The following is a 19,782-nucleotide window of genomic DNA, read 5'->3' as shown; positions in this document are numbered from 1 at the left end:
GACTCGGTAGGTCAGCGGCGCGCACTCATCGCTGAGGCCCGCTGACAATGCGCGTGGGGCGCAATGCTGGAAATCTTTCTAGTGTGCGAAGCCGCAACCGGCAGGCCAGCGCCCGGGATCGCCGGGGATATGGCTGGAACGTGGGTGACCGGTCGCCTCGCGGGCGCTCAGAGGCAGCTACACGATCGTGAATGCCGCACGTGCCGCTGCGCCGCGGGACGAGACTCGCGCGGGACGGGCATCAAATGGGCGATCCGAGGCTGCCAGTGCATCTTCCGATCCTTGTTCCAAAATAGGATTCTACCGCATGATCCTATTGCGCGTTGACGCCTGAATGTCCGCGCGACAAGCCTTTGCGCGTTGGCTTGCCAGAATTCGCCACGAAAATGCCCGGCGGCGACGCCCGCAAAATGCATCGCGTCCGTGTCCACGTTGAGCCCGATTTTTCGACCGTCCGGTCGGCTGGCCAAGCTTGCCGATAAAGCGAACGCAATCGGACAAATCCCGGATCAGCCGCGTCCGGACAGACGGTTGGCGCTATCATTGATCCTTTCCCGTCCGAAATAGCGCATCGCGCGTCACCCGCATGGCTTCCCACGACTACCTGAAGAAAATCCTCACCGCCCGCGTCTACGACGTCGCGCGTGAGACCGAACTCGAACATGCGCGGAATCTGTCCGCACGGCTGCGCAACCCGATTTACCTGAAGCGCGAAGACAATCAACCCGTCTTCTCGTTCAAGCTGCGCGGCGCCTACAACAAGATGGCGCACATTCCCGCCGACGCCCTCGCGCGCGGCGTGATTACGGCTTCGGCGGGCAACCATGCACAAGGCGTCGCGTTGTCGGCGGCCCGCATGGGCGTGAAGGCGATCATCGTCGTTCCCGTGACGACGCCGCAGGTGAAGGTCGATGCCGTGCGCACACATGGTGGCCCGACCGTCGAAGTCGTGCAGTCGGGCGAATCGTTCAGCGACGCCTACGCGCACGCCGTCAAACTGCAGGAACAACACGGCCTCACCTTCGTCCATCCGTTCGACGACGAATACGTGATCGCCGGCCAGGGCACGGTCGCAATGGAAGTGCTGAGCCAGCATCAGGCGCCCATTCACGCGATCTTCGTTCCCATCGGCGGCGGCGGTCTCGCGGCGGGCATCGCGGCGTACGTGAAATCGGTGCGCCCGGAGATCAAGGTGATCGGCGTTCAGACGGACGATTCGTGCGCGATGGCGCAATCGCTGAAGGCGGGCAAGCGCGTGACGCTGAACGAAGTCGGCCTGTTTTCGGACGGTACGGCCGTCAAGCTGGTCGGCGAAGAGACGTTCCGCCTGTGCCAGGAATATCTCGACGAAGTGCTGACCGTCGACACCGACGCACTGTGCGCGGCGATCAAGGACGTCTTTCAGGACACCCGCAGCGTGCTGGAGCCGGCCGGCTCGCTGGCCGTCGCGGGCGCGAAGCAGTACGCGGAACGTGAAGGCATCGAAAACCAGACGCTGATCGCCATCACGTCCGGCGCGAACATGAACTTCGACCGCATGCGCTTCGTCGCGGAGCGCGCGGAAGTCGGCGAGGCGCGCGAGGCCGTGTTCGCGGTGACGATTCCCGAAGAACGCGGCAGCTTCAAGCGTTTCTGTGAACTGGTCGGCACGCGCAGCGTCACCGAGTTCAACTACCGTATTGCGGATTCGGCGTCGGCCCATATCTTTGTCGGCGTGCAGATCCGCAATCGCAGCGAGTCCGCGCAGATCAAGGGCGCGTTCGAGGCGCACAACTTCGCCACCGTCGATCTGACGGGCGACGAACTGTCGAAGCAGCATATTCGTTACATGGTCGGCGGACGGTCTGCGCTCGCGCATGACGAGCGCCTGTTCCGCTTCGAGTTTCCCGAACGGCCCGGCGCGCTGATGAAGTTCCTGTCGTCGATGGCGCCGAACTGGAATATCAGCCTCTTCCATTACCGGAACCAGGGCGCGGACTACAGCTCGATCCTTGTCGGCATTCAGGTGCCGTCGGCGGAAGATTCGGAATTCGCGCGCTTCCTTGCGACGCTCGGCTATCCGTATTGGGAAGAGACGTTGAACCCGGTGTATCGACTGTTCCTCGGATAACGAAGCACGCGTATGGCCTTTTCGCTCGACGACAAACTGGTAGTGGCGATCTCCTCGCGCGCGCTGTTTGATTTCGAGGAAGAGAACCGTGTGTACGAGGACGGCAATCTGCGCGACTACGAAGCGCTGCAGCGCGAGCGTCTGAACGTGCCGGCCAAGCCGGGCGTTGCGTTTCCGCTGATTCGCAAGCTGCTTGCGCTGAATACGGGTGGGCACTGTGTGGAAGTCGTGATTCTGTCGCGCAGCGATCCCATCAGCGGCTTGCGCGCGTTCAGTTCATGCCGCGAGCACGGGCTGGCGATCGAGCGCGGGGTGTTCACACGCGGCCGCGCACCGTTCGCGTATCTGAAGCCGCTGAATGCGTCGCTGTTTCTGTCGGCGAATCAGGACGACGTGCGCGATGCGCTGGCCGCTGGATTTCCCGCTGCACGCGTGTTGCCCGAATCGGCGAAAATGGCGAGCAAGTATCCGGACGAAATCCGCATTGCGTTCGACGGCGACGCGGTGCTGTTTTCCGACGAGGCAGAGCGCGTGTTTCAGAAGGACGGCTTGGGCGCGTTCGTCGGTCATGAGATCGACAACAAGGATTTGCCGCTTGCCGATGGACCTTTGAAGCCTTTGTTGAAAGCGTTGCATCGACTGCAGACGCTGGCTGACGAAGCCGCGCCGATGCACATTCGCACTGCGCTGGTGACGGCGCGTTCGGCGCCTGCGCATGAGCGGGCGATACGCACCTTGATGGCCTGGAACATCGAAATCGACGAAGCGATGTTTCTTGGCGGGCTCGACAAGAGCGCGTTTTTGCGCGAGTTCGAGCCGGACTTTTTCTTCGACGACCAAATTCGCCACTGCGAATCGGCCCGTGACGTGACAGCGATCGGGCATGTGCTGAGTGGCATCGTGAACGCATCATGACACCCGAACAATCACCGCTGGGCAAACCGTCCAGCTACACCGAACAGTACGATGCATCGCTGCTCTTTCCGATTGCGCGCAAGAATGCGCGCGAGCAGATAGGCGTTGGCGCGACGCTGCCGTTTTTCGGCACGGATATCTGGAACGCTTACGAGCTGTCGTGGCTCAATGCGCGCGGCAAGCCGCAGATTGCAATTGCGACCTTCTTTGTTCCGGCGGATTCGCCGAATATCGTTGAGTCGAAGTCTTTTAAGCTTTATCTCGGGTCATTTGCGCAGACCGCGTTCGATTCGATCGAGACCGTTCGTGACACGATCAAGCGGGACGTTTCTGCTGCGTGCGGGTCATCTGTTTCGTTGCATCTTTATCCGCCGGCGGAGTTTTCCAAGCTCGCACTCGATGAGTTTGAAGGGACTTCGCTGGACCGCCTCGATCTGGATACGGATGTTTATCTGCCGGATGCTTCGTTGCTCAAGGCGGCGCTTGATGAGGCGCCCACTGAGGAGACCTTGTTCTCCAATCTTTTGAAGTCTAATTGTCCCGTGACGGGGCAGCCTGATTGGGGTTCTGTTCAGATCCACTACGTGGGGCCGCAGATCGATCACGCCTCTTTGCTGCGGTACATTATTTCTTATCGAAACCATACGGGGTTTCATGAGCAATGTGTCGAGAAGATCTTTCTCGATGTGCTCAAGGTTTGTCAGCCTGTGAAGCTGGCTGTGTATGCGCGCTATACCCGGCGCGGTGGGCTGGATATCAATCCTTTCCGCACGAACTTTAATCTGCCGATGCCGGATAATTTGCGGACTGCAAGGCAGTAGTTTTTCTGTCTGCGACGCTTGGGGGTTTTTGCGCTTTGCGCTGGCATCCGCGTAACGGCATTTGCATTTGCGTTTGCGCTTTCGCTTTCGCTTTCGCTGGCATCCGCGATTCGTTAGCTTGCTTCACGCGTCGCCCCTGTGCGGGGCGGCACCTACTTTTCTTTGCCGCCGCAAAGAAAAGTAGGCAAAAGAAAGCGGCTCACACCGCCAGTTCTTGTATTTGCCTGAGGGCCCCCAAAGGTTCCTACGCTTCACACGGCAACCACGTGACCCACGTCCGTTGCCAGCGCTCTAAATGCGCGCCTCACCCACTTCACTTACCCGCACTGCAGCATGCCGCGCCAGATAGTCCACTGCCGCCCAGGTGGCAAACTGTGTGTAGGCCCTCGGTGCTCCACACGCATCACCCCGGACCGATTGCGCACGCGCCCAACGCCGTAAGAACGCTAACGCATAAGCCGCGACAACCTACACAGAGTTTGCCACCTGGGCGGCACACGCCGTTCGCTGCCGCCGTTCCGTGCACACGAATTTGAAGCGGGTGAGGCGCGCGTTAAAAGCGTTGGCAACGAATGCAAACCAGTGCGCTGCCGTGTGAAGTGTGGGGACGTTGAGGGCCCGTGGATATGAACACGGGCTGGCGGTGTGAGCCGCTTTCTTTTGCCTACTTTTCTTTGCGGCGGCAAAGAAAAGTAGGTGCCGCCCCGCACAGGGGCAACGCTTGAAGCACCAATAACAAAACGCGGATGCCAGAGCAAAAGCAAGCAAACCACACCGCTTACGCAGCAAAACCAAAAACCTTAAGCCGCAGGCTTCTTATAAGCAACGCAATCAACCTCAACCTTACAGTCGATCACCATCGAAGACACAACACATGCCCGCGCAGGCGGATTCGCCCCAAAGTACTCCTTGAACACCTTGTTGAAAGAAGCAAAGTCCCGCGGATCATCGAGCCACACCCCACACCGCACGACGTGCTCAGGCCCATACCCGGCCTCGGTCAAAATCGCCAGCACGTTTTGAATGGTCTTGTGCGACTGCTCGACAATCCCGCCATTGATCACTTCGCCGTTTTCCATCGGCGTCTGCCCCGACACGAACAGCCAGCCATCCGCCTCGACCGCACGCGCAAACGGCATCACCTGACCGCCCGTTCCCTTGCCACCTTCAACGCCATAACGCTTCATCGTTCAACTCCTGTAACGTAAGCGCGTCCGCACCCAATGCGAACGCAAAAATTCAAAATGCCTGCGTGAGTTCGGCCCGCGACGCCGCCGTCGCTCCACGCGCCACAAACTTGCCCGCGCGCTCGCCCGTCGGCTTGCCATCGAGATACGACAACACGCCATTCACCCACACCGCGTCGATACCATCCGCCGCCTGCTGCGGCTTCTCAAACGTCGCCGCATCACGCACGCGCGCCGGGTCGAACAGCACGAGATCGGCGTGATAGCCGATATGCACTTCGCCCCGCTCCTTCAACCCGAAGCGCCGCGCCGACAAGCTCGTCATCTTGCGAATCGCTTCTTCCAGCGGAATCAGCTGCTGGTCGCGCGCATAGTGGCCCAGCACGCGCGGAAACGCGCCCCACAAACGCGGATGAGGCAGCGGATCGTTCGGCAGGCCGTCGGAGCCGACCATCGTCGCGGGATGCGACAGAATGCGCCGCACATCGTCCTCGGACATGTTGTGATACACGACGCCCGCCGGTTGCAGGCGCTTGCCCGCTTCCTGCTGCGTGATACCCCACTCGGCGGCGATGTCCTTGATCAGCTTCCCCGCCATCTCAGGATGCGGCGTCGACCACGTGACCGTGATGTCGATATCGCCCGTCACCTGCTTCAGATCGAGCGTCGACGAACTGCGGTTGTACGGATAACAGTCGCAGCCGACAGGATGAAACTGCCGCGCGCCTTCCAGCGACGCGAGCACTTCCGCACTGCGCCCCCAGTTCGACGGCCCCGCGCATTTCAGGTGCGAGATGATGACGGGCACGCGCGCGTGCTTGCCGATGCGGTACGCCTCGTCCATCGCATCGAGAATCGCATCGAACTCGGTGCGCATGTGCGTCGTGTACAACGCACCCGCCACCGCGAGCGGCTCAGCGAGCGCCATCACTTCTTCCGTCGGCGCGGCGAAGGCGGAGCTATACGCGAGCCCTGAACTCAAACCCAACGCGCCGTTAGCAAGCGCCTCTTCGAGCTGCGCGCGCATCCCGTCGATTTCCTCGCGCGTCGCCGCGCGGTCGAGCCGGTCCATATGGTTGTTGCGCAGCGCCGTATGCCCAATCAGCGCGCCGACATTCACGGAAGGCTTCGCTTGATTCACGGCATCGACATACGCGGCGAACGTCGGATACTGGAACGCATCGCGCGCGCCGAGCAGATTCATCGGGTCGGGCGGATCGCCCTTGAGCGACACAGGCGACGCGCTGATCCCGCAATTGCCGACGATCACCGTCGTCACGCCCTGCGTGATCTTCGGCAGCATTTGCGGAGAACGGATCACGTGCGTGTCGTCGTGCGTGTGCACGTCGATGAAGCCCGGGGCAAGCGCGCGGCCGTTCGCCTCGATCACCTCTTCGGCCAGCCAGTTCGACAGATTGCCGATGGCGGCGATCTTGCCATTGCGCAACGCGACGTCGCGTTCGGCAGGCGGCGCGCCCGTGCCGTCGTACAGTTGCGCGCCGACGATCAGCGTATCGGCGGCTTCGGGGTGCGAATGCATGGATCAATCTCCTAGCGGTTGTCGGTCGCCGCCGCCGCGATGCGCATCGAGCGCATGCTTCATGCGGCGCAGCAGTTCGCGGCTCTCGTCGCCGAGGCTCACGGCCAGTTCGGTGACGAGCACGTCGAGCGCCATCATCATCGCGTAGCGCGACGACGACGGCTTGTAGATGAAGTCGGTTTCGAACGCGACGATGGGAATCACCCAGTCAGCCATCTTCGCGAGCGGCGACGCGGGCGCCGTCACCGTGATGAGCGTCGCGCCATAGCTGCGCGCGATCTTGCAGCTGTCGACCATCTCCGGCACGCGCCCGGTCGTGGAGAGCGCGATTACCACGGTATCGCGCGAGACCGTCGAGGCAACCATGCGCTGCAGCAAACCGTCCTGATACGTCGCAACCGGCCGCCCCAGTCGCACGAGCCGAAAGCGCATTTCGTCAGCCAGCGCCGTCGAACCGCCGCCCATGCCGAACACGTAGATCATGCGGGCTTCGCGCAGCGCCGCCGCGGCCTGCGCGACAGGCGCCTGACACAGCAACTGATGGTTGTGCGTGAGCGCCGTCTGCAACTCGTCGAACACACGCGTCGCCAATGGCTCAGGCGTGTCTGCCTGTGCGCCAGGCTGCAGGAACCGCTGACCGACGGCGGCCGCCTGCGCGAGCCGCAGCTTGAGTTCGCGCACGTCGCGACAGCCGACCGCCTTTGCGAAGCGCGTCACCGTCGCAACGCTCACTTGCGCCCGCTCGGCCAACGCGCCGATGCTCGCGCGCGACGCGCCCGTCAGATCGTCGAGAATCAACGCCGCGACCTTGCGCTCGGCCGAGCGCAATTCAGGCGCGCATTCTGCAATGCGGGCGACAATGTCGAAAGCAACGGGTTCGGCGGTGGAGTTCATGGCTCGCAAGCGCCACGCGCCGCCGGTAACATTGCTCGCCGCACGCGTGGTACTAAATAACATTTCATCAAACATCGTACTTTCGGTAACATACGAAAGTCAACTTCGATTCGATTTAACTGGCCGATGGAGCAGGATGACATGAAAGTTACAAACTATCAGGGAGCCACGATCGACCCTTATAGCAAGGGCTTGGGCAACGTGCCGGGGACGAGCATCCAACTGACGGATGCAACGCGTCTCGAATGGAATCTGCTCGACGAGGACGTGAGTCTGCCCGCCGCCGTCCTGTACGCGGACCGCATCGAGCACAACCTGAAATGGATGCAGGCATTCGTCGCCGAGTACGGCGTGAAGCTCGCGCCGCACGGCAAGACCACGATGGCGCCGCAACTGTTCCGCCGCCAGATCGAAACGGGCGCGTGGGGCATCACGTTGGCGACGGCACATCAGGTGCGCGCCGCGTATCACGGCGGCGTATCGCGCGTGTTGATGGCGAACCAGCTGGTCGGCAAGCGCAACATGCTGATGATCGCGGAGTTGCTCAGCGATCCGGACTTCGAGTTCTTCTGTCTCGTCGATTCCGTCGAAGGCGTCGATCAGCTCGGCAAGTTCTTCGGCTCGGTGAAGAAGCAGTTGCAGGTACTGGTCGAACTCGGCGTGCCGGGCGGCCGTACAGGTGTGCGCGATGACGCACAAACCCATGCCGTGCTCGATGCGATCGCGCGTTACCCGGATTCGTTGAAGCTCGCGGGCATCGAACTGTATGAAGGCGTGCTGAAGGAAGAACAGGAAGTGCGCGACTTTCTGCGCAGCGCCGTGAAGCTCACGCTCGAACTGTCGGACAAGGGCCGCTTCGCGCGCACGCCGGCCGTGCTGTCGGGCGCGGGATCGGCATGGTACGACGTGGTCGCGGAAGAGTTCTCGAAGGCGTCGCGCAAAGACCGCATCGAGATCGTGCTGCGCCCTGGCTGCTACCTGACGCACGATGTCGGCATCTATCGCAAGGCGCAAACGGATATTTTCAAGCGCAATCCCGTCGCAAAGCGCATGGGCGAAGGGCTGTTGCCCGCGCTGCATCTGTGGGCGTACGTGCAGTCCATTCCGGAGCCTGATCGCGCGATCATCGGCCTGGGCAAGCGTGACTCGGCATTCGACGCTGGCTACCCTGAACCCGCGAAGCACTATCGTCCGGGCACGCAGGCGCCGCGCGACGTCGCGGCCGACGAAGGCTGGGAAATTTTCGGCTTGATGGATCAGCACGCCTATCTGCGGATTCCCGCAGGCGCCGATCTGAAAGTCGGCGACATGATCGCGTTCGACATCTCGCATCCGTGCCTGACGTTCGACAAGTGGCGTCAGGTGCTGGTGGTCGATCCGTCGTATCGCGTGACGGAAGTGATCGAAACGTTTTTCTGATTCTTCTTCGATCGAAACGGCGCTGCGTCTCGCGACACAGCGCCGTTTTTTTATCGGCTTATCGCCCGGCTTGAGCGGCCTCTTCGCCCGTTGCGGACGACGAAGTTGCAGCCACTTCGCCGATGCGGGCCTCGAGCATCGTCAGCGCGCTCGACAGGCCAGCCAGCACATCGTCGGGCAAGGCGGCCATCGTATCGTGCAGGAACGCATTGCGGTTCGGCAGGCTCGCTTCGATCGCGGCGTGGCCTTCCGCCGTGAGCTTCACATTCGTGATGCGATTGTCGCGCTCATCCATGCTGCGCGAAATCCAGCCCATCGCCTCGAGCGACTTCAGCTGTCGCGTCAGCGCGCCCGGATCGATGCGCAAGCGTTCGACCAGTTTCTTCTGCGACGATTCGCCCGCCTGCTCGTACAACGCAAGCAGAATGCGCCAGCGCGGCATCGGATGCCCGACGCGTCCTTCGAACGCCGACATGAATGCGCGGTATGTACGTCCAAACTGATGCAGGATAGCGACGCGGTCCTGTTCTTCCATGATCTATCTTCGATTCAAAAGCGCTGACATTCCCGTCAATCCGCGTGGATGACCGGCTCGATCTGCTTGCGCAGCTTGACGGGCGGCACGCGCCGGCTCTGCCAGATCGCGAACAGCGACACCAGCGCGCCGAGCATCAGGCCGATATGGATCGCGCCCACCAGCGACTCGCGCGCCGACTCCAGCAGCACGGCGCCATTGTGCCCTGCCTTCGCGAGTTCGCTCAAAAGCGTGTGCTGCGCGTCGCGGTTCACGAGGATTTGCGGATCGCCGAGATCGGCGAACCATTGGCTCGCCTGATCGCCATCGAGCGCGCTACGCACGCCGCTCGCATACATATGCGTGACGAGCGTGCCCGTCAGCGCGGTGCCGATCATCCCGCCTATCATCCGCAGCGACTGCAACAACGCCGTCGCGATACCGAGATGCTCGCGGCCTGCCGTCTGCTGCGCGAACACGGTGAGATTCGGCAGCACGAAGCCGAGGCCGAGCCCGCCGAAGGTCATGAACAGCATCAGCAGCCAGTGAGGCATCGAGCGCGTCGCGATCACCACGCCGAGCGACGCCGCCGCGAACAGCGCAAAGCCGATGAACAGCATCACATTCGGATTCGGCACGCGCGACACGATGCGCCCATTCGCAATACTGCCAATCGTGATGAACACGACGAGCGGCGTAATCACGAGGCCAGCCTCGTTCGGCGTCATGCCGAAGCCGCCCTGGAACAGCAGCGGCGCATAGAACAGCAGCGAGAACATCGCGAAACCGCCGAGCACGGCCAGCACGAACAGCGCGGACAGACTCTTGTTGCGGAACATATCGATGGGAAGAATCGCTTGCGGGAAGCGCTTTTCCCATTTCCACAGCGCAATCGCGCACGCGACGCTCACGACCAGCAACGCAAGCGCCGAAGCCGTCACACCGTGCTTCGGCAGCAACTCGACGAACATCTGCAAGCTGCCGAGCGACATCGCGATCAGCAACGCGCCTGGCCAGTCGAGCCGCATCTTGCCTTCGTGGACGACATGCCGCAGATGCGGCAGATAACGCCAGACGAAAAACAGCGACAGCAGGCCGACGGGCAGATTCACGTAGAACACCGAGCGCCAGCCGTAGTACTGCGTGAGAAAGCCGCCGAGCGACGGACCGATGGCATTCGCGATGCCGAACGCCGAGCTCATCAGCACCTGCCAGCGCAGCCGGACCACGGAGTCGGGAAAGAGATCGGGGATACAGGCGAACGCGGTGCCGACCAGCATGCCGCCGCCGATGCCCTGTAACCCGCGCGCAATCACCAGAAACAGCATGTTGTTGGCCGCGCCGCACAGCACGGATGCGCCCGTGAACACGATGATCGATGCGATCACGAACGGCTTGCGCCCGTAGTAGTCGCCGAGGCGCCCGAAAATCGGCACGGTGATCACCGACGTCAGCAGATACGACGTCGCGACCCACGCGTACAGTTCGAAGCCTTTGAGATCCGCGACGATCGTCGGCAGCGCGGTGCCGACCACGGTCTGGTCGAGCGCGACGAGCATCGAGACGAATGAGACGCCGAGCATCGCCAGCAGCGACTCCCGGAACGGTAAAACTTGCCCACTCGAATGGTGGGCGGCGGTGTGCACGGCCATTTTTGATCGAACAACAGTTGACGAGTCAACGATAAGGAATCATACCATGCTGAATGGCTCTAATCCGGGTGCGTCGATTGCGACCTTCATCGCTGTCGTCTGATCCGACGCTTCTAAAAATTCCGAGATTCAGGGAGATTCATGGAACCCACTATGCTCGCCGCCGCGCCGCTTTCCGCCGACGATCTCACCGCCCTGCGCCGCGCCAAACACGAGCTCGAAAGCCCGGCGCTGACGATGAAGCTCGCCAGCATCGTCGGCTCGCCGATGGAAAAGCTGATGTCGCGCATGCCGGCGATTGCCAGCGACAAGGTCAACGACGCGACGCAACTTGCGCTGCGCAAATGCCTGCAGATCGCGCTGCGCACGCTCGGGCGTCCGATGGGTGGCGCGCCGCTCGGCGTCAGCGACCGGCCGAGCAACCTGCTGCACAAGTTCGCGGTGGCGACGACGGGCGCAGCGGGCGGCGCATTCGGGCTGTTTGCGCTGCCCGTCGAGTTGCCCGTCACGACCACCCTGATGTTCCGCTCGATCTGCGACATCGCGCGCAGCGAGGGCGAGGATCTGACTTCCGTCGATACGCAACTGCAATGTCTGACGGTGCTAGGAATGGGCGGCACGTCGAAAGCCGACGATGACGCCGACTACGGCTACTTCATCATGCGCGGCGCGTTGGCCCAGGCGGTGTCGAAAGCGTCGTCGGAGATTGCGACGAAGGGTTTTACTACGCATGGCTCGGCGGCGCTGTTGCGGCTGTTGAACACGATCGCGGCGCGTTTCTCGGTGCAGGTGAGCGAGCAGATTGCCGCGAAGTCGATTCCGGCGATCGGCGCGGTGCTCGGCGCGATGGTCAACACCGTGTTCATCGACCACTTCCAGCAGGTCGCGCACGGCCACTTCACCGTGCGCCGGCTCGAACGCCAGTACGGCACGGACGCCGTGCAGGCCGCGTATCAGGCGATCGACCTTTCGCTCGCCGGATGAACGCCGCGCGGCCCGCTCGTGACCCGCACGACGAAGCGCGCGGCGAGATCGAGCGCACGGCGCGCTTCGGGAATGAACGGCGCCCAGAGCTGCCACACGTGTGGCATCTTGCGCCAGATCTCAAAGTCGATATCGACACCCGCGGTGCGCGCCTTGTCCGCGACGCGGCGCGAATCGTCGAGCAGGACTTCTGTGCTGCTCACCTGCATGAAGAGCGGCGGCAAGCCCTTCAGGTCCGCGTAGAGCGGCGATGCGTATGGGTGCGTAGCCGGCGTGTCGGCGAGATAAAGCCTCGCAGCCCGTGCGATGGAAGGGCCATGAAACATCGGATCGATGCCGTCATTGGTTTGCAGCGACGCGCCCGTCGCCGCGAGATCGGTCCACGGCGAAAACAGGATTGCGCCCGCCGGCAACGGCTCGCCTGCATCGCGCAACGCGACGAGCGTCGCGAGCGCGAGGCCGCCGCCCGCCGAATCGCCTGCGATTACGATCGACTCGGGCCTGGTGTCGTCTTCGAGCAGGCGACGGTACGCGGCCAAAGCATCGTCGAGTGCCGCGGGAAACGGGTGCTCGGGCGCGAGCCGGTAATCGAGCGAGAACACTCGCGCGCCGCTGCGCGAGGCAAGACCAAAGGTCGCCGCGCGATGCGTCTGCGGCGAGCAGAAGTAATAGCCGCCGCCATGCAGATAGAGGATCGTCGCCGCGTGCCTGCCGTCGACGCGCGTCAGCCACTCGCCGCGCAGCGGCCAGTCTTGCTCGCCATAGCGTTCATCCAGCATCCAGCCCGACGGCACACGCGGCGTGTACGCGCGCTTCGCCGTCATGCGGCGCGCGCGTTCGGCGCTGATCGTCGGATGCCGCGTCTGCGGATGAAACTGACGGCGCAGGAACCAGCATGCCAGGGCGCTTTGCCAACTCATCGGGACACTCTCCATCGCGGGTTGAATCGCCATGGTACGTGGCTTTCGACGCGCTTCAATCGAAGGCGGCTTCTATTGGCCGGGTGGATAAGCACGCACCGTTTGAAAAGAAAAATGGCCGGAACCGCCGCTGACGGTTCCGGCCATCGTCTTGCATTGCGTGCTTCGTTTAATTCGCCGGCAACACCTGGCCGCGAATTTCACCCGTCGGATTCTGCGCGGTGTGAACGTTGAAGTACCACTGACCGCCCATCAGATCCGTGACCTGTTGCTCCGTGAGCGTCGCGGAGCCTTTGATCGGACTGGCCAACGCGTTCTTGTCGATGGGCACCTGCACCTTGGCGTTCTGCCCGACGGGCGCGGGACCGTGGAAGTGCGCCATCGTCACGGGACCCGACAGGCTCTCGTAAGTCGCTGTCCACTTGAGTGTTCTGGTCGAAGTATCGAAGGTGGCGCTCAGTGCGCCATGTCCATGACTCACGCGCGGCGGCACCTCGCTCGACGGCTCGAGGTCGGCCTTCAATTCCACCGTATCCGCCAGTGCGACACCCGACGCCAGCGCCCACAGGACAGCAACCATGCTCAGCTTTTGAATTGTAATCATCGTTCTCTCCGGGTCTTTGCGCGCTGGATCGGCGTCGCTTTACGCGCAGTGCGTAAGCGGACGCCGTCTCATGCGCCAGCACATACTAGTGCAATTCGACGCGCTGCGCGTGACACACGCGCAGCGGTGCAAAGCGCTGCGAAGCAGGAAGAGAACGTGAAGTCAGGCGAGCAGCGCCGCCTGCTCTTCGATGCCGTCGAGCATCGTATTGCACGCGCGCACGAGCGCAATGCCTTCACTGCGCAGCGTGTCCGACGGCGCCGTGGTCAATTGCCGCCGGTACTGTTCGAGCGCGCCGAGCAGAGGCGGATACTGCAACACGCCCACCGCGCCAGCGACGCGATGATGCCACTGACGCAATGCCGTGACATCGGGGTCGTTCAACAGCGGCGGCAACGCACGCATATCGTCGCGCACGGCCGACACGAATGCATCGAGCAGCGACTTGACCGTCGATTCGCTGCCCCAGATCTGCGTCAGCTGGCTGAGATCGACGGGAACGAATGCCATGCTGCCGACGTTTTCAGATCCCGCGTCCACGACGACGGCAGCCGTCGCGTCACCTTGCGTGGCGGGCCGCGCGCTGTCCGCGCCGAACCAGCGGCTCAGATACTCTCGCAACGTGGCAAGGCGCGTCGGTTTGACGAGGCAATCGTCCATGCCCGCTTCGCGACATGCATTCAGATCTTCAGGTGCGGTGTTCGCGGTGATCCCGAGTATCGGCAGATGCGCGTTCGTCAGTTGCTCTCTTTCGCGCACGGACCGCGCCAATTCGTAGCCGGACATGATGGGCATATGGCAGTCGGTAATCAGAAAACCGTACGGGGTCGCATCGAGTGCTTCGAGTGCCTCCGCGCCGTCATTGACGACGTCGCACGCGAAACCGAGCAGCGCCAGTTGATGGCGGATCAGTTCCTGATTCACGGGGTGATCTTCGGCGACGAGCACGAGACGCCCGCATGTGATCGCGCGCTCGCGATCGGGCGCGGCGGTGACGGCTTCGCCTGCGCCGGGATCACGCGCGGGTGTCGGTGAAAGGCCCGTCAGCGCGGCCGCGCAGGCCGCGCTCAAGCCGCGCCACGAGATCGGGTTGATGCTCACGCGCACCGCGTTATCGACGATCCGATAGCCTGTTGGCTTCGGCTTCTCGGTCAGGCTGATGATTTTCGCGCCGGACTGCGCGACGGCCGCCGGCAGTTCGACGCCGTCGCCGACGAACACCAGGTCCACGCCTCGCAGCGCTTGCGGATCGCGCAACTCGGCCAGGTCGGCGCCGATGCAACGCAGTTCGATGCCGAGCGCCGCGCCGAAGTGCGCGAGCGCCCTACCGACGCAAGCATCCGGCGTCGCGACGATGCCGCGCTTGCCGCGCAATCCGCCCGCCGTGTACTGCTGCATTTCGAGCGGCATCATCATGCGCAGCGTCATGTGCGTGCCTTCGCCGGGCGTGCTCGAGAGCGACAGCGTGCCGCCCATCAGTGCGACCAGTTTGCGGCAGATCGTCAGCCCCAGGCCCGTGCCGCCGAAGCGCCGTGTTGTCGACGATTCCGCCTGCACGAAAGGCTCGAACAGGCGCGCCTGGGACTTCAGGCTCGATTCCGATACCCGTATCGTCGACGGTGATCTCGACCGTTTGCCCGGCCCCGCTCTGCTCGACCACCTTCACGCTCACATCGACCTCGCCCCGCGGCGTGAATTTGATCGCGTTGCCCAGCAGATTGAACAGGATTTGTCGCAAGCGCACGCTGTCGCCGCGCAGCGTTGCGGCGACCTGCGGATCGATATCGACGCGCACTTTCAGACCTTTCTCATGCGCGCGCCCCGCCAACAGGCCAACCGCTGTATCGACGAGGTCGCGCAGGTCGATCGGTTCGGATTCGATGGTCAGTCGTCCCGCCTCGATCTTCGAATAATCGAGCAGATCGTCGAGAATCTGCAGCAGCGCACCCGCCGACTCATGAATCATCCCAAGCATCTCGCCCTGGTCGGCATCGAGACGGGTGCGCTCCAGGACTTCGACGAGTCCGAGCACGCCGTTCATCGGCGTGCGGATTTCATGACTCATCATCGCGAGGAAATCGTCCTTCGCGCGCGACGCCGCCTCAGCCAGATCGCGCGCTCGCGCCAGTTCGTCGGCGCGCAACCGTTCGATGCTCGCGTCAACCCAATACCCGCTCCAGACGGTGGCGTCACTCGATTCGCGACGCGGCACAAGTTCCGCGCGAACCCAGCGCTGCTCGCCGGGACCGTCGATCCGGAACTCCAGGTGCAGAGGTTCCGACAGTTCAGCGGAACGCTCGAGCGCGGCGACGACGCCGGGACGGTCGTCCGCGCAGATGGTGCCGAAATCGAGCGTGGCGCTGCGCATCAGCACGGCGCTGTCGTAGCCCAGCAAATGTTGGGTATCGCCGCCCACATAGGGGAACGTGTACTGGCCATCGAGCCCGCGGCGCAACTGGAATACCACGGCCGGCAACGAACTGGTCACATCGACGAGACGCCGCTGCGTCTCGCTTGCCAGCATTTCGGCGCGGCGGATATCCGTAATGTCGACGAGGGTGCCGAGCACGCACAGCGGCGTGCCGTCGACGCCGTTGCAGACGCACACGCAAAAGAGTCCGTGGCGGCTATCGTACTGGCTGTCTTCGAACTCGAGCTCGATCTGCGTGGCCTCGCCGCTTCGTAGCGCCTCGCGTGTCAACTGCTCGAGACGCAAGCTGTTGTCCTCGCCCCAGGCATGAACCTCCGCGCTCGTGCGGCCGATCACGGCTTCACGCCTGAGCCCCGTCGCCTGCTCATAAGCCCGGTTGACGCCGATGTACCGCCCTTGCAGGTCTTTTGCGACGAGCGGATACGGGACCATTTCCATCATCGTCTGCTGGAAGTTCAGTTGCGATTCGAGTTCGTGCTCGGTGCGCTCGCGCCGGCTGACTTCGCGCTGCAACAACATGTACGCTCGCAAGGTCACCAGCAACACCACGCCGATGCCGATCAGCACGGGCAGCAGCCGCAGTGCCGTGACACTCCAGCCGCCTTGCGGCGGTGCGTCGCCCGTTACCCATTTCTGACGGATGCGCTGGCGCTCCGACGCGGGCATCGCCAGCAGTGCGCGGTCGATCAGTCCCGCCAGCGGCGCAAGATCGTCACGCACCGCGAAGCCGACGGGATCTGGCTCGCGCACCACACCGACCACCTTCAGCACGCCCGCATATTCCCGGGTCAGCGCGGCGTCGATTTCCGCGACGTTGCCGACCAGCGCGTCGGCGCCGCCGGCGGCCAGCAGTTTCAGCGCCGCATCGAGATTGGGCGCGACGGTTGTGTGCTTGGCGACGATGCCGTACAACTCGAGTGGCACCGCACCCTGGCTATGTATCGACACCACAATGCGCCGCGCGGCAAAGTCGCTCAGGCTGCGCGCGGCAGGTTCGGCTTCGCGCGCGACGATGATGAGCGGATAGGTCTCATACGCGCGGGTAAAAGTCGCGCGTTCAATTTGCGGATCATTGCGCGTGGCGGTCGCGAGCAACGCAACGTTGCCGCGGTTGAAATCGGTGATGGTGGTCGTCCAGTCCTTCGCTGGCGCGCGGTGGAACGAAAGGCCGAGCGTGCGGCCCAGATAGTCGAGATAGTCGGCAGCGATGCCCGAAGGGCGGCCGAGGTCGTCGAGCGTACTGAACGGCGCCCAGTCGGCGTCGAAGCCGACGGAGAGCGGCGGCAGCGACCTGAGCCATGCCTGCTCTTCACGGCTCAGCACGAGATTGGACACCGCCGGCTCGGGCCGCGATTCGAAGCTGCCGCCGATCCAGCGCGCCCGGATGACGGCTTCGTCGTCCGGTCGCATCGCGGACAGTCCGCGGTCCAGCTTGTCGCGCAGGTCGCTTTTCGCGGCGGGCACGGCGAAGCGCATTTCGCTCGCCTGGCCCGTTTCCTCGAATGCGACACTCAGATCACGGAATTCCGGGTCGGCCAGATAGTGCCGCACGGCAGGCGTAAAGCCGAAATAGGCGTCGTCTTCACCCCGCTTGATTGCGCGCAACGCGGAAAGCGTGTCGGTGAAGCTATCGATACGTGCGCGCGGAAAGCGCTCGCGTAGAACGGCGCCGAGCGCGAACCCGCGCTCGATGGCGATGTGCGCGCTTTGCAGCTGCGCCTCGCCCGTCAAAGCCATCGCATTGCTCGCCCGTGTCACGACGGAAGTCGATCCACGGAAATACGGCGCCGAGAACGACAGGCAATGCTCGCGCTCCGGCGTGCGGGCGATGCTCGTCAACACATCGACGTGGCCCGCGCATGCCGCTGCGAGTAGCTGATTCAGGTCGGGATAGGACTTCGTCGTGATTTCGACGTCCGGTCCAACGACGGCACGCAGATAGTCGACGCTCATCCCGGTGAACCGGCCTTCCTGAAACATCTCGAACGGCGACCAGCCATTGGTCAACACGCCGACTACCAGTCTGGAAGGAAACGCTTGTGGACGCGCGCCGAGCGCGGCATGGGCCGGCTGACCGCTGAGCAGTATCAACAGCAGCGCGAGGCCTACCTTCAGCGCCAGACGGACGCCGCTCAGCCAGGCGCGATATGTGGAATGAACACGGGAAAGAGTGGAGATGCGCGAACGGTACATGTGCGTACGCTCACGCCGACTTGCCGCGCCGGCTCTCGCGGGGCGGCCGCGCGAAGATATCGCCCGGCTCGCGGAACAATCGCGAATGGAGCAGGCCGGCGAGCAGGCCGCCCGCCAGCGGAGCCGCCCAGAAGAGCCACAACTGGTCGAGCGCCCAATCTCCGACGAACAAAGCCGGTCCGGTCGAACGCGCGGGATTCAACGACCCGTTCGTGATGGGCGTCGCGACGGCGTAGCTCAGCATCAACCACACGCCTGATACGAGCGGATCGATCAGATTCGCCGATTGACCGTTGGACACCAGCATGCGCGCCAGCACGAACGCAAAGGACATGGTGATTTCGACGGCCACCGCGGAATGAAGCGGATAGTCGCCAGGAGAATGGTCGCCGTATCCGTTTGCGCCGAATTCACTCGCTGCGAGTTCGAAGCCGGGACGGCCGCTGGCGATGTAGACGAGCAGCGCCGCGCCCACAAGCGCACCAAGCACCTGCGCGGCGATATAGGGCGCGAGATCGCGAACGGGAAACCGCTGCGCCATCACATAACCGACAGTGACGGCCGGATTGAAATGAGCGCCGGAGAAGCGCCCGAGCACGTAAGTCGCTGTCGCCAGCGCGAGACCGAATGCGAGGGGCACAGCCAGCACGCTGTTGCCTGGCGCGCCGCTGTTGAGGACGGCCGTGCCGCATCCCACGAACACCAGCCACGCCGTCCCGGCACCTTCGACCACCAATCGCTTTCCCAGCCCTGACATGCATCCTCCCGTAACGGCGCCGCCCCGACGACTTTTTAGGACGGCCCTACATGCTTGCGCCCGGTTTCGATTGATTTGCATGGCGAATCAATGGCGTTGGCGCCGCGCCCCCGTGATCCGGGAGTCCAACAGGAGATTGTTGGTCGAACGAACGAGACAGAAAATCGGACAACTCCGAAATCGTTCAGGTAAGACCGATCTGGCAGGCGTAGTCGATGACATCAGCCTCCGTCTCAAGCCCGAGCTTGCGCATCGCATTGCGCTTCTGCGTGCTGATCGTCTTTGCGCTGCGGTTCAGCCTGGCGGCAATCTGGCCAATCGTCAGGCCGCTCACGTACATCGTGAAAACTTTCCATTCGCCCGCACTCATCACGCCCGCCCGCGGTTGCGGTGTGCCCGCCTTCGCAATGGCGGCCCGCGCGTGATTGGACAGATAGCCCTGGCCAGTCAGCGCGGCATCGATCGCGTGAACCAATGATGCGGTGATGTCGCGCTTGTCGACGATCGCGGCAACGCCATGCTGCAGCAGCCCCATCAGGATCGACGGCTGATGGATCATGGTGAGCACGACAACCGGCAACTGAGGCGTGTGATACAGCAGCCGCCGCAAGAACTGGATCGCGTTGCTTTCTCCGTCAATGCCCGGCATGCCAATATCCGTTACGACGACGTCGCATGCGCATGCATCGAGCAGTTCGGCGAGCGCCTGCGTGTTCACTGCTTCGCCCGCCACCGATACATGTGCGATCTGTTCCAGCAAACACCTGACGCCCATGCGCACGCACGCGTGATCGTCGGCGACGATGACGCGAATCTTGTTTTCCATCTTGTTGTGATCTTG

14 protein-coding genes and 1 pseudogene are annotated in these 19,782 nt (G+C 63.1%); 5 read left to right on the top strand and 10 right to left on the bottom strand.

Going from position 1 to position 19,782, the window contains the following annotated elements; all coding sequences use genetic code 11:
* Positions 1–586 precede the first annotated feature (586 nt).
* The 3 genes from ilvA to queF are packed head-to-tail and all read left to right on the top strand — an operon-like array spanning position 587 to position 3,846.
* Entirely contained in the window at positions 587–2,110 is a 1,524-nt protein-coding gene (gene ilvA, locus PPGU16_RS02025; protein ID WP_180721482.1) for a threonine ammonia-lyase, biosynthetic, read from the top strand.
* A 12-nt stretch (positions 2,111–2,122) separates the two neighbouring features.
* Entirely contained in the window at positions 2,123–3,025 is a 903-nt protein-coding gene (locus tag PPGU16_RS02020; protein WP_180721481.1) for a 5'-nucleotidase, read from the top strand.
* The gene (gene queF, locus PPGU16_RS02015; RefSeq protein WP_180721480.1) at positions 3,022–3,846 is read left to right on the top strand and encodes an NADPH-dependent 7-cyano-7-deazaguanine reductase QueF; all 825 of its coding nucleotides are present in this window, start codon (positions 3,022–3,024) and stop codon (positions 3,844–3,846) included. Before PPGU16_RS02020 ends, queF begins: the two co-directional genes overlap by 4 nt.
* 800 nt (positions 3,847–4,646) lie before the next feature.
* On the opposite strand, the gene PPGU16_RS02010 is transcribed toward queF, so the two are convergent.
* The 3 genes from PPGU16_RS02010 to PPGU16_RS02000 are packed head-to-tail and all read right to left on the bottom strand — an operon-like array spanning position 4,647 to position 7,467.
* A complete protein-coding gene (locus PPGU16_RS02010) occupies positions 4,647–5,033 on the bottom strand; it encodes a RidA family protein (RefSeq protein ID WP_042306275.1) in 387 nt (128 codons plus the stop codon).
* Between the two features lie 52 nt (positions 5,034–5,085).
* Positions 5,086–6,573 carry an N-acyl-D-amino-acid deacylase family protein gene (locus PPGU16_RS02005; protein WP_180721479.1) on the bottom strand — a complete coding sequence of 496 codons (1,488 nt, stop codon included), beginning with the start codon at positions 6,571–6,573 and terminating at the stop codon, positions 5,086–5,088.
* 3 nt (positions 6,574–6,576) lie between these two features.
* Positions 6,577–7,467 carry a MurR/RpiR family transcriptional regulator gene (locus tag PPGU16_RS02000; protein WP_035986633.1) on the bottom strand — a complete coding sequence of 297 codons (891 nt, stop codon included), beginning with the start codon at positions 7,465–7,467 and terminating at the stop codon, positions 6,577–6,579.
* 141 nt (positions 7,468–7,608) lie between these two features.
* On the opposite strand from PPGU16_RS02000, the gene PPGU16_RS01995 reads away from it, so the two are divergent.
* On the top strand, positions 7,609–8,886 hold the full coding sequence (locus PPGU16_RS01995) for an amino acid deaminase (RefSeq protein ID WP_180721478.1): 1,278 nt from the start codon (positions 7,609–7,611) through the stop codon (positions 8,884–8,886).
* A 58-nt stretch (positions 8,887–8,944) separates the two neighbouring features.
* On the opposite strand, the gene PPGU16_RS01990 is transcribed toward PPGU16_RS01995, so the two are convergent.
* Entirely contained in the window at positions 8,945–9,421 is a 477-nt protein-coding gene (locus tag PPGU16_RS01990) for a MarR family winged helix-turn-helix transcriptional regulator (protein ID WP_180721477.1), read from the bottom strand.
* 35 nt (positions 9,422–9,456) lie between these two features.
* The gene (locus PPGU16_RS01985) at positions 9,457–11,052 is read right to left on the bottom strand and encodes an MDR family MFS transporter (protein WP_180721476.1); all 1,596 of its coding nucleotides are present in this window, start codon (positions 11,050–11,052) and stop codon (positions 9,457–9,459) included.
* Between the two features lie 141 nt (positions 11,053–11,193).
* Between PPGU16_RS01985 and PPGU16_RS01980 the strand changes: the two genes are divergently transcribed.
* A complete protein-coding gene (locus tag PPGU16_RS01980; protein WP_180721475.1) occupies positions 11,194–12,036 on the top strand; it encodes an EcsC family protein in 843 nt (280 codons plus the stop codon).
* On the opposite strand, the gene PPGU16_RS01975 is transcribed toward PPGU16_RS01980, so the two are convergent.
* The 5 genes and pseudogenes from PPGU16_RS01975 to PPGU16_RS01955 all read right to left on the bottom strand — a co-directional run bounded on the left by PPGU16_RS01975 (position 12,006) and on the right by PPGU16_RS01955 (position 19,767).
* Positions 12,006–12,956: an alpha/beta hydrolase gene (locus tag PPGU16_RS01975; RefSeq protein WP_180721474.1), complete on the bottom strand. Its 951-nt coding sequence runs from the start codon at positions 12,954–12,956 to the stop codon at positions 12,006–12,008. The two genes, PPGU16_RS01980 and PPGU16_RS01975, sit on opposite strands and share 31 nt — an antisense overlap.
* 169 nt (positions 12,957–13,125) lie before the next feature.
* Positions 13,126–13,560 carry a CHRD domain-containing protein gene (locus tag PPGU16_RS01970; RefSeq protein WP_180721473.1) on the bottom strand — a complete coding sequence of 145 codons (435 nt, stop codon included), beginning with the start codon at positions 13,558–13,560 and terminating at the stop codon, positions 13,126–13,128.
* 162 nt (positions 13,561–13,722) lie between these two features.
* Positions 13,723–18,184 (bottom strand): annotated as a pseudogene (locus PPGU16_RS01965) (ATP-binding protein).
* 10 nt (positions 18,185–18,194) lie between these two features.
* A complete protein-coding gene (locus PPGU16_RS01960; protein WP_180721472.1) occupies positions 18,195–18,941 on the bottom strand; it encodes an aquaporin in 747 nt (248 codons plus the stop codon).
* 184 nt (positions 18,942–19,125) lie between these two features.
* Complete coding sequence (locus PPGU16_RS01955) at positions 19,126–19,767, bottom strand: response regulator (protein WP_180721471.1); 642 nt, start codon at positions 19,765–19,767, stop codon at positions 19,126–19,128.
* Positions 19,768–19,782 lie beyond the last annotated feature (15 nt).

The sequence above is a fragment of the Paraburkholderia largidicola genome (genome assembly GCF_013426895.1).
Lineage (GTDB): Bacteria > Pseudomonadota > Gammaproteobacteria > Burkholderiales > Burkholderiaceae > Paraburkholderia > Paraburkholderia largidicola.
Note: the sequence above shows the minus strand (reverse complement) of the source record. Positions and strands in the feature narration are given on the sequence as shown.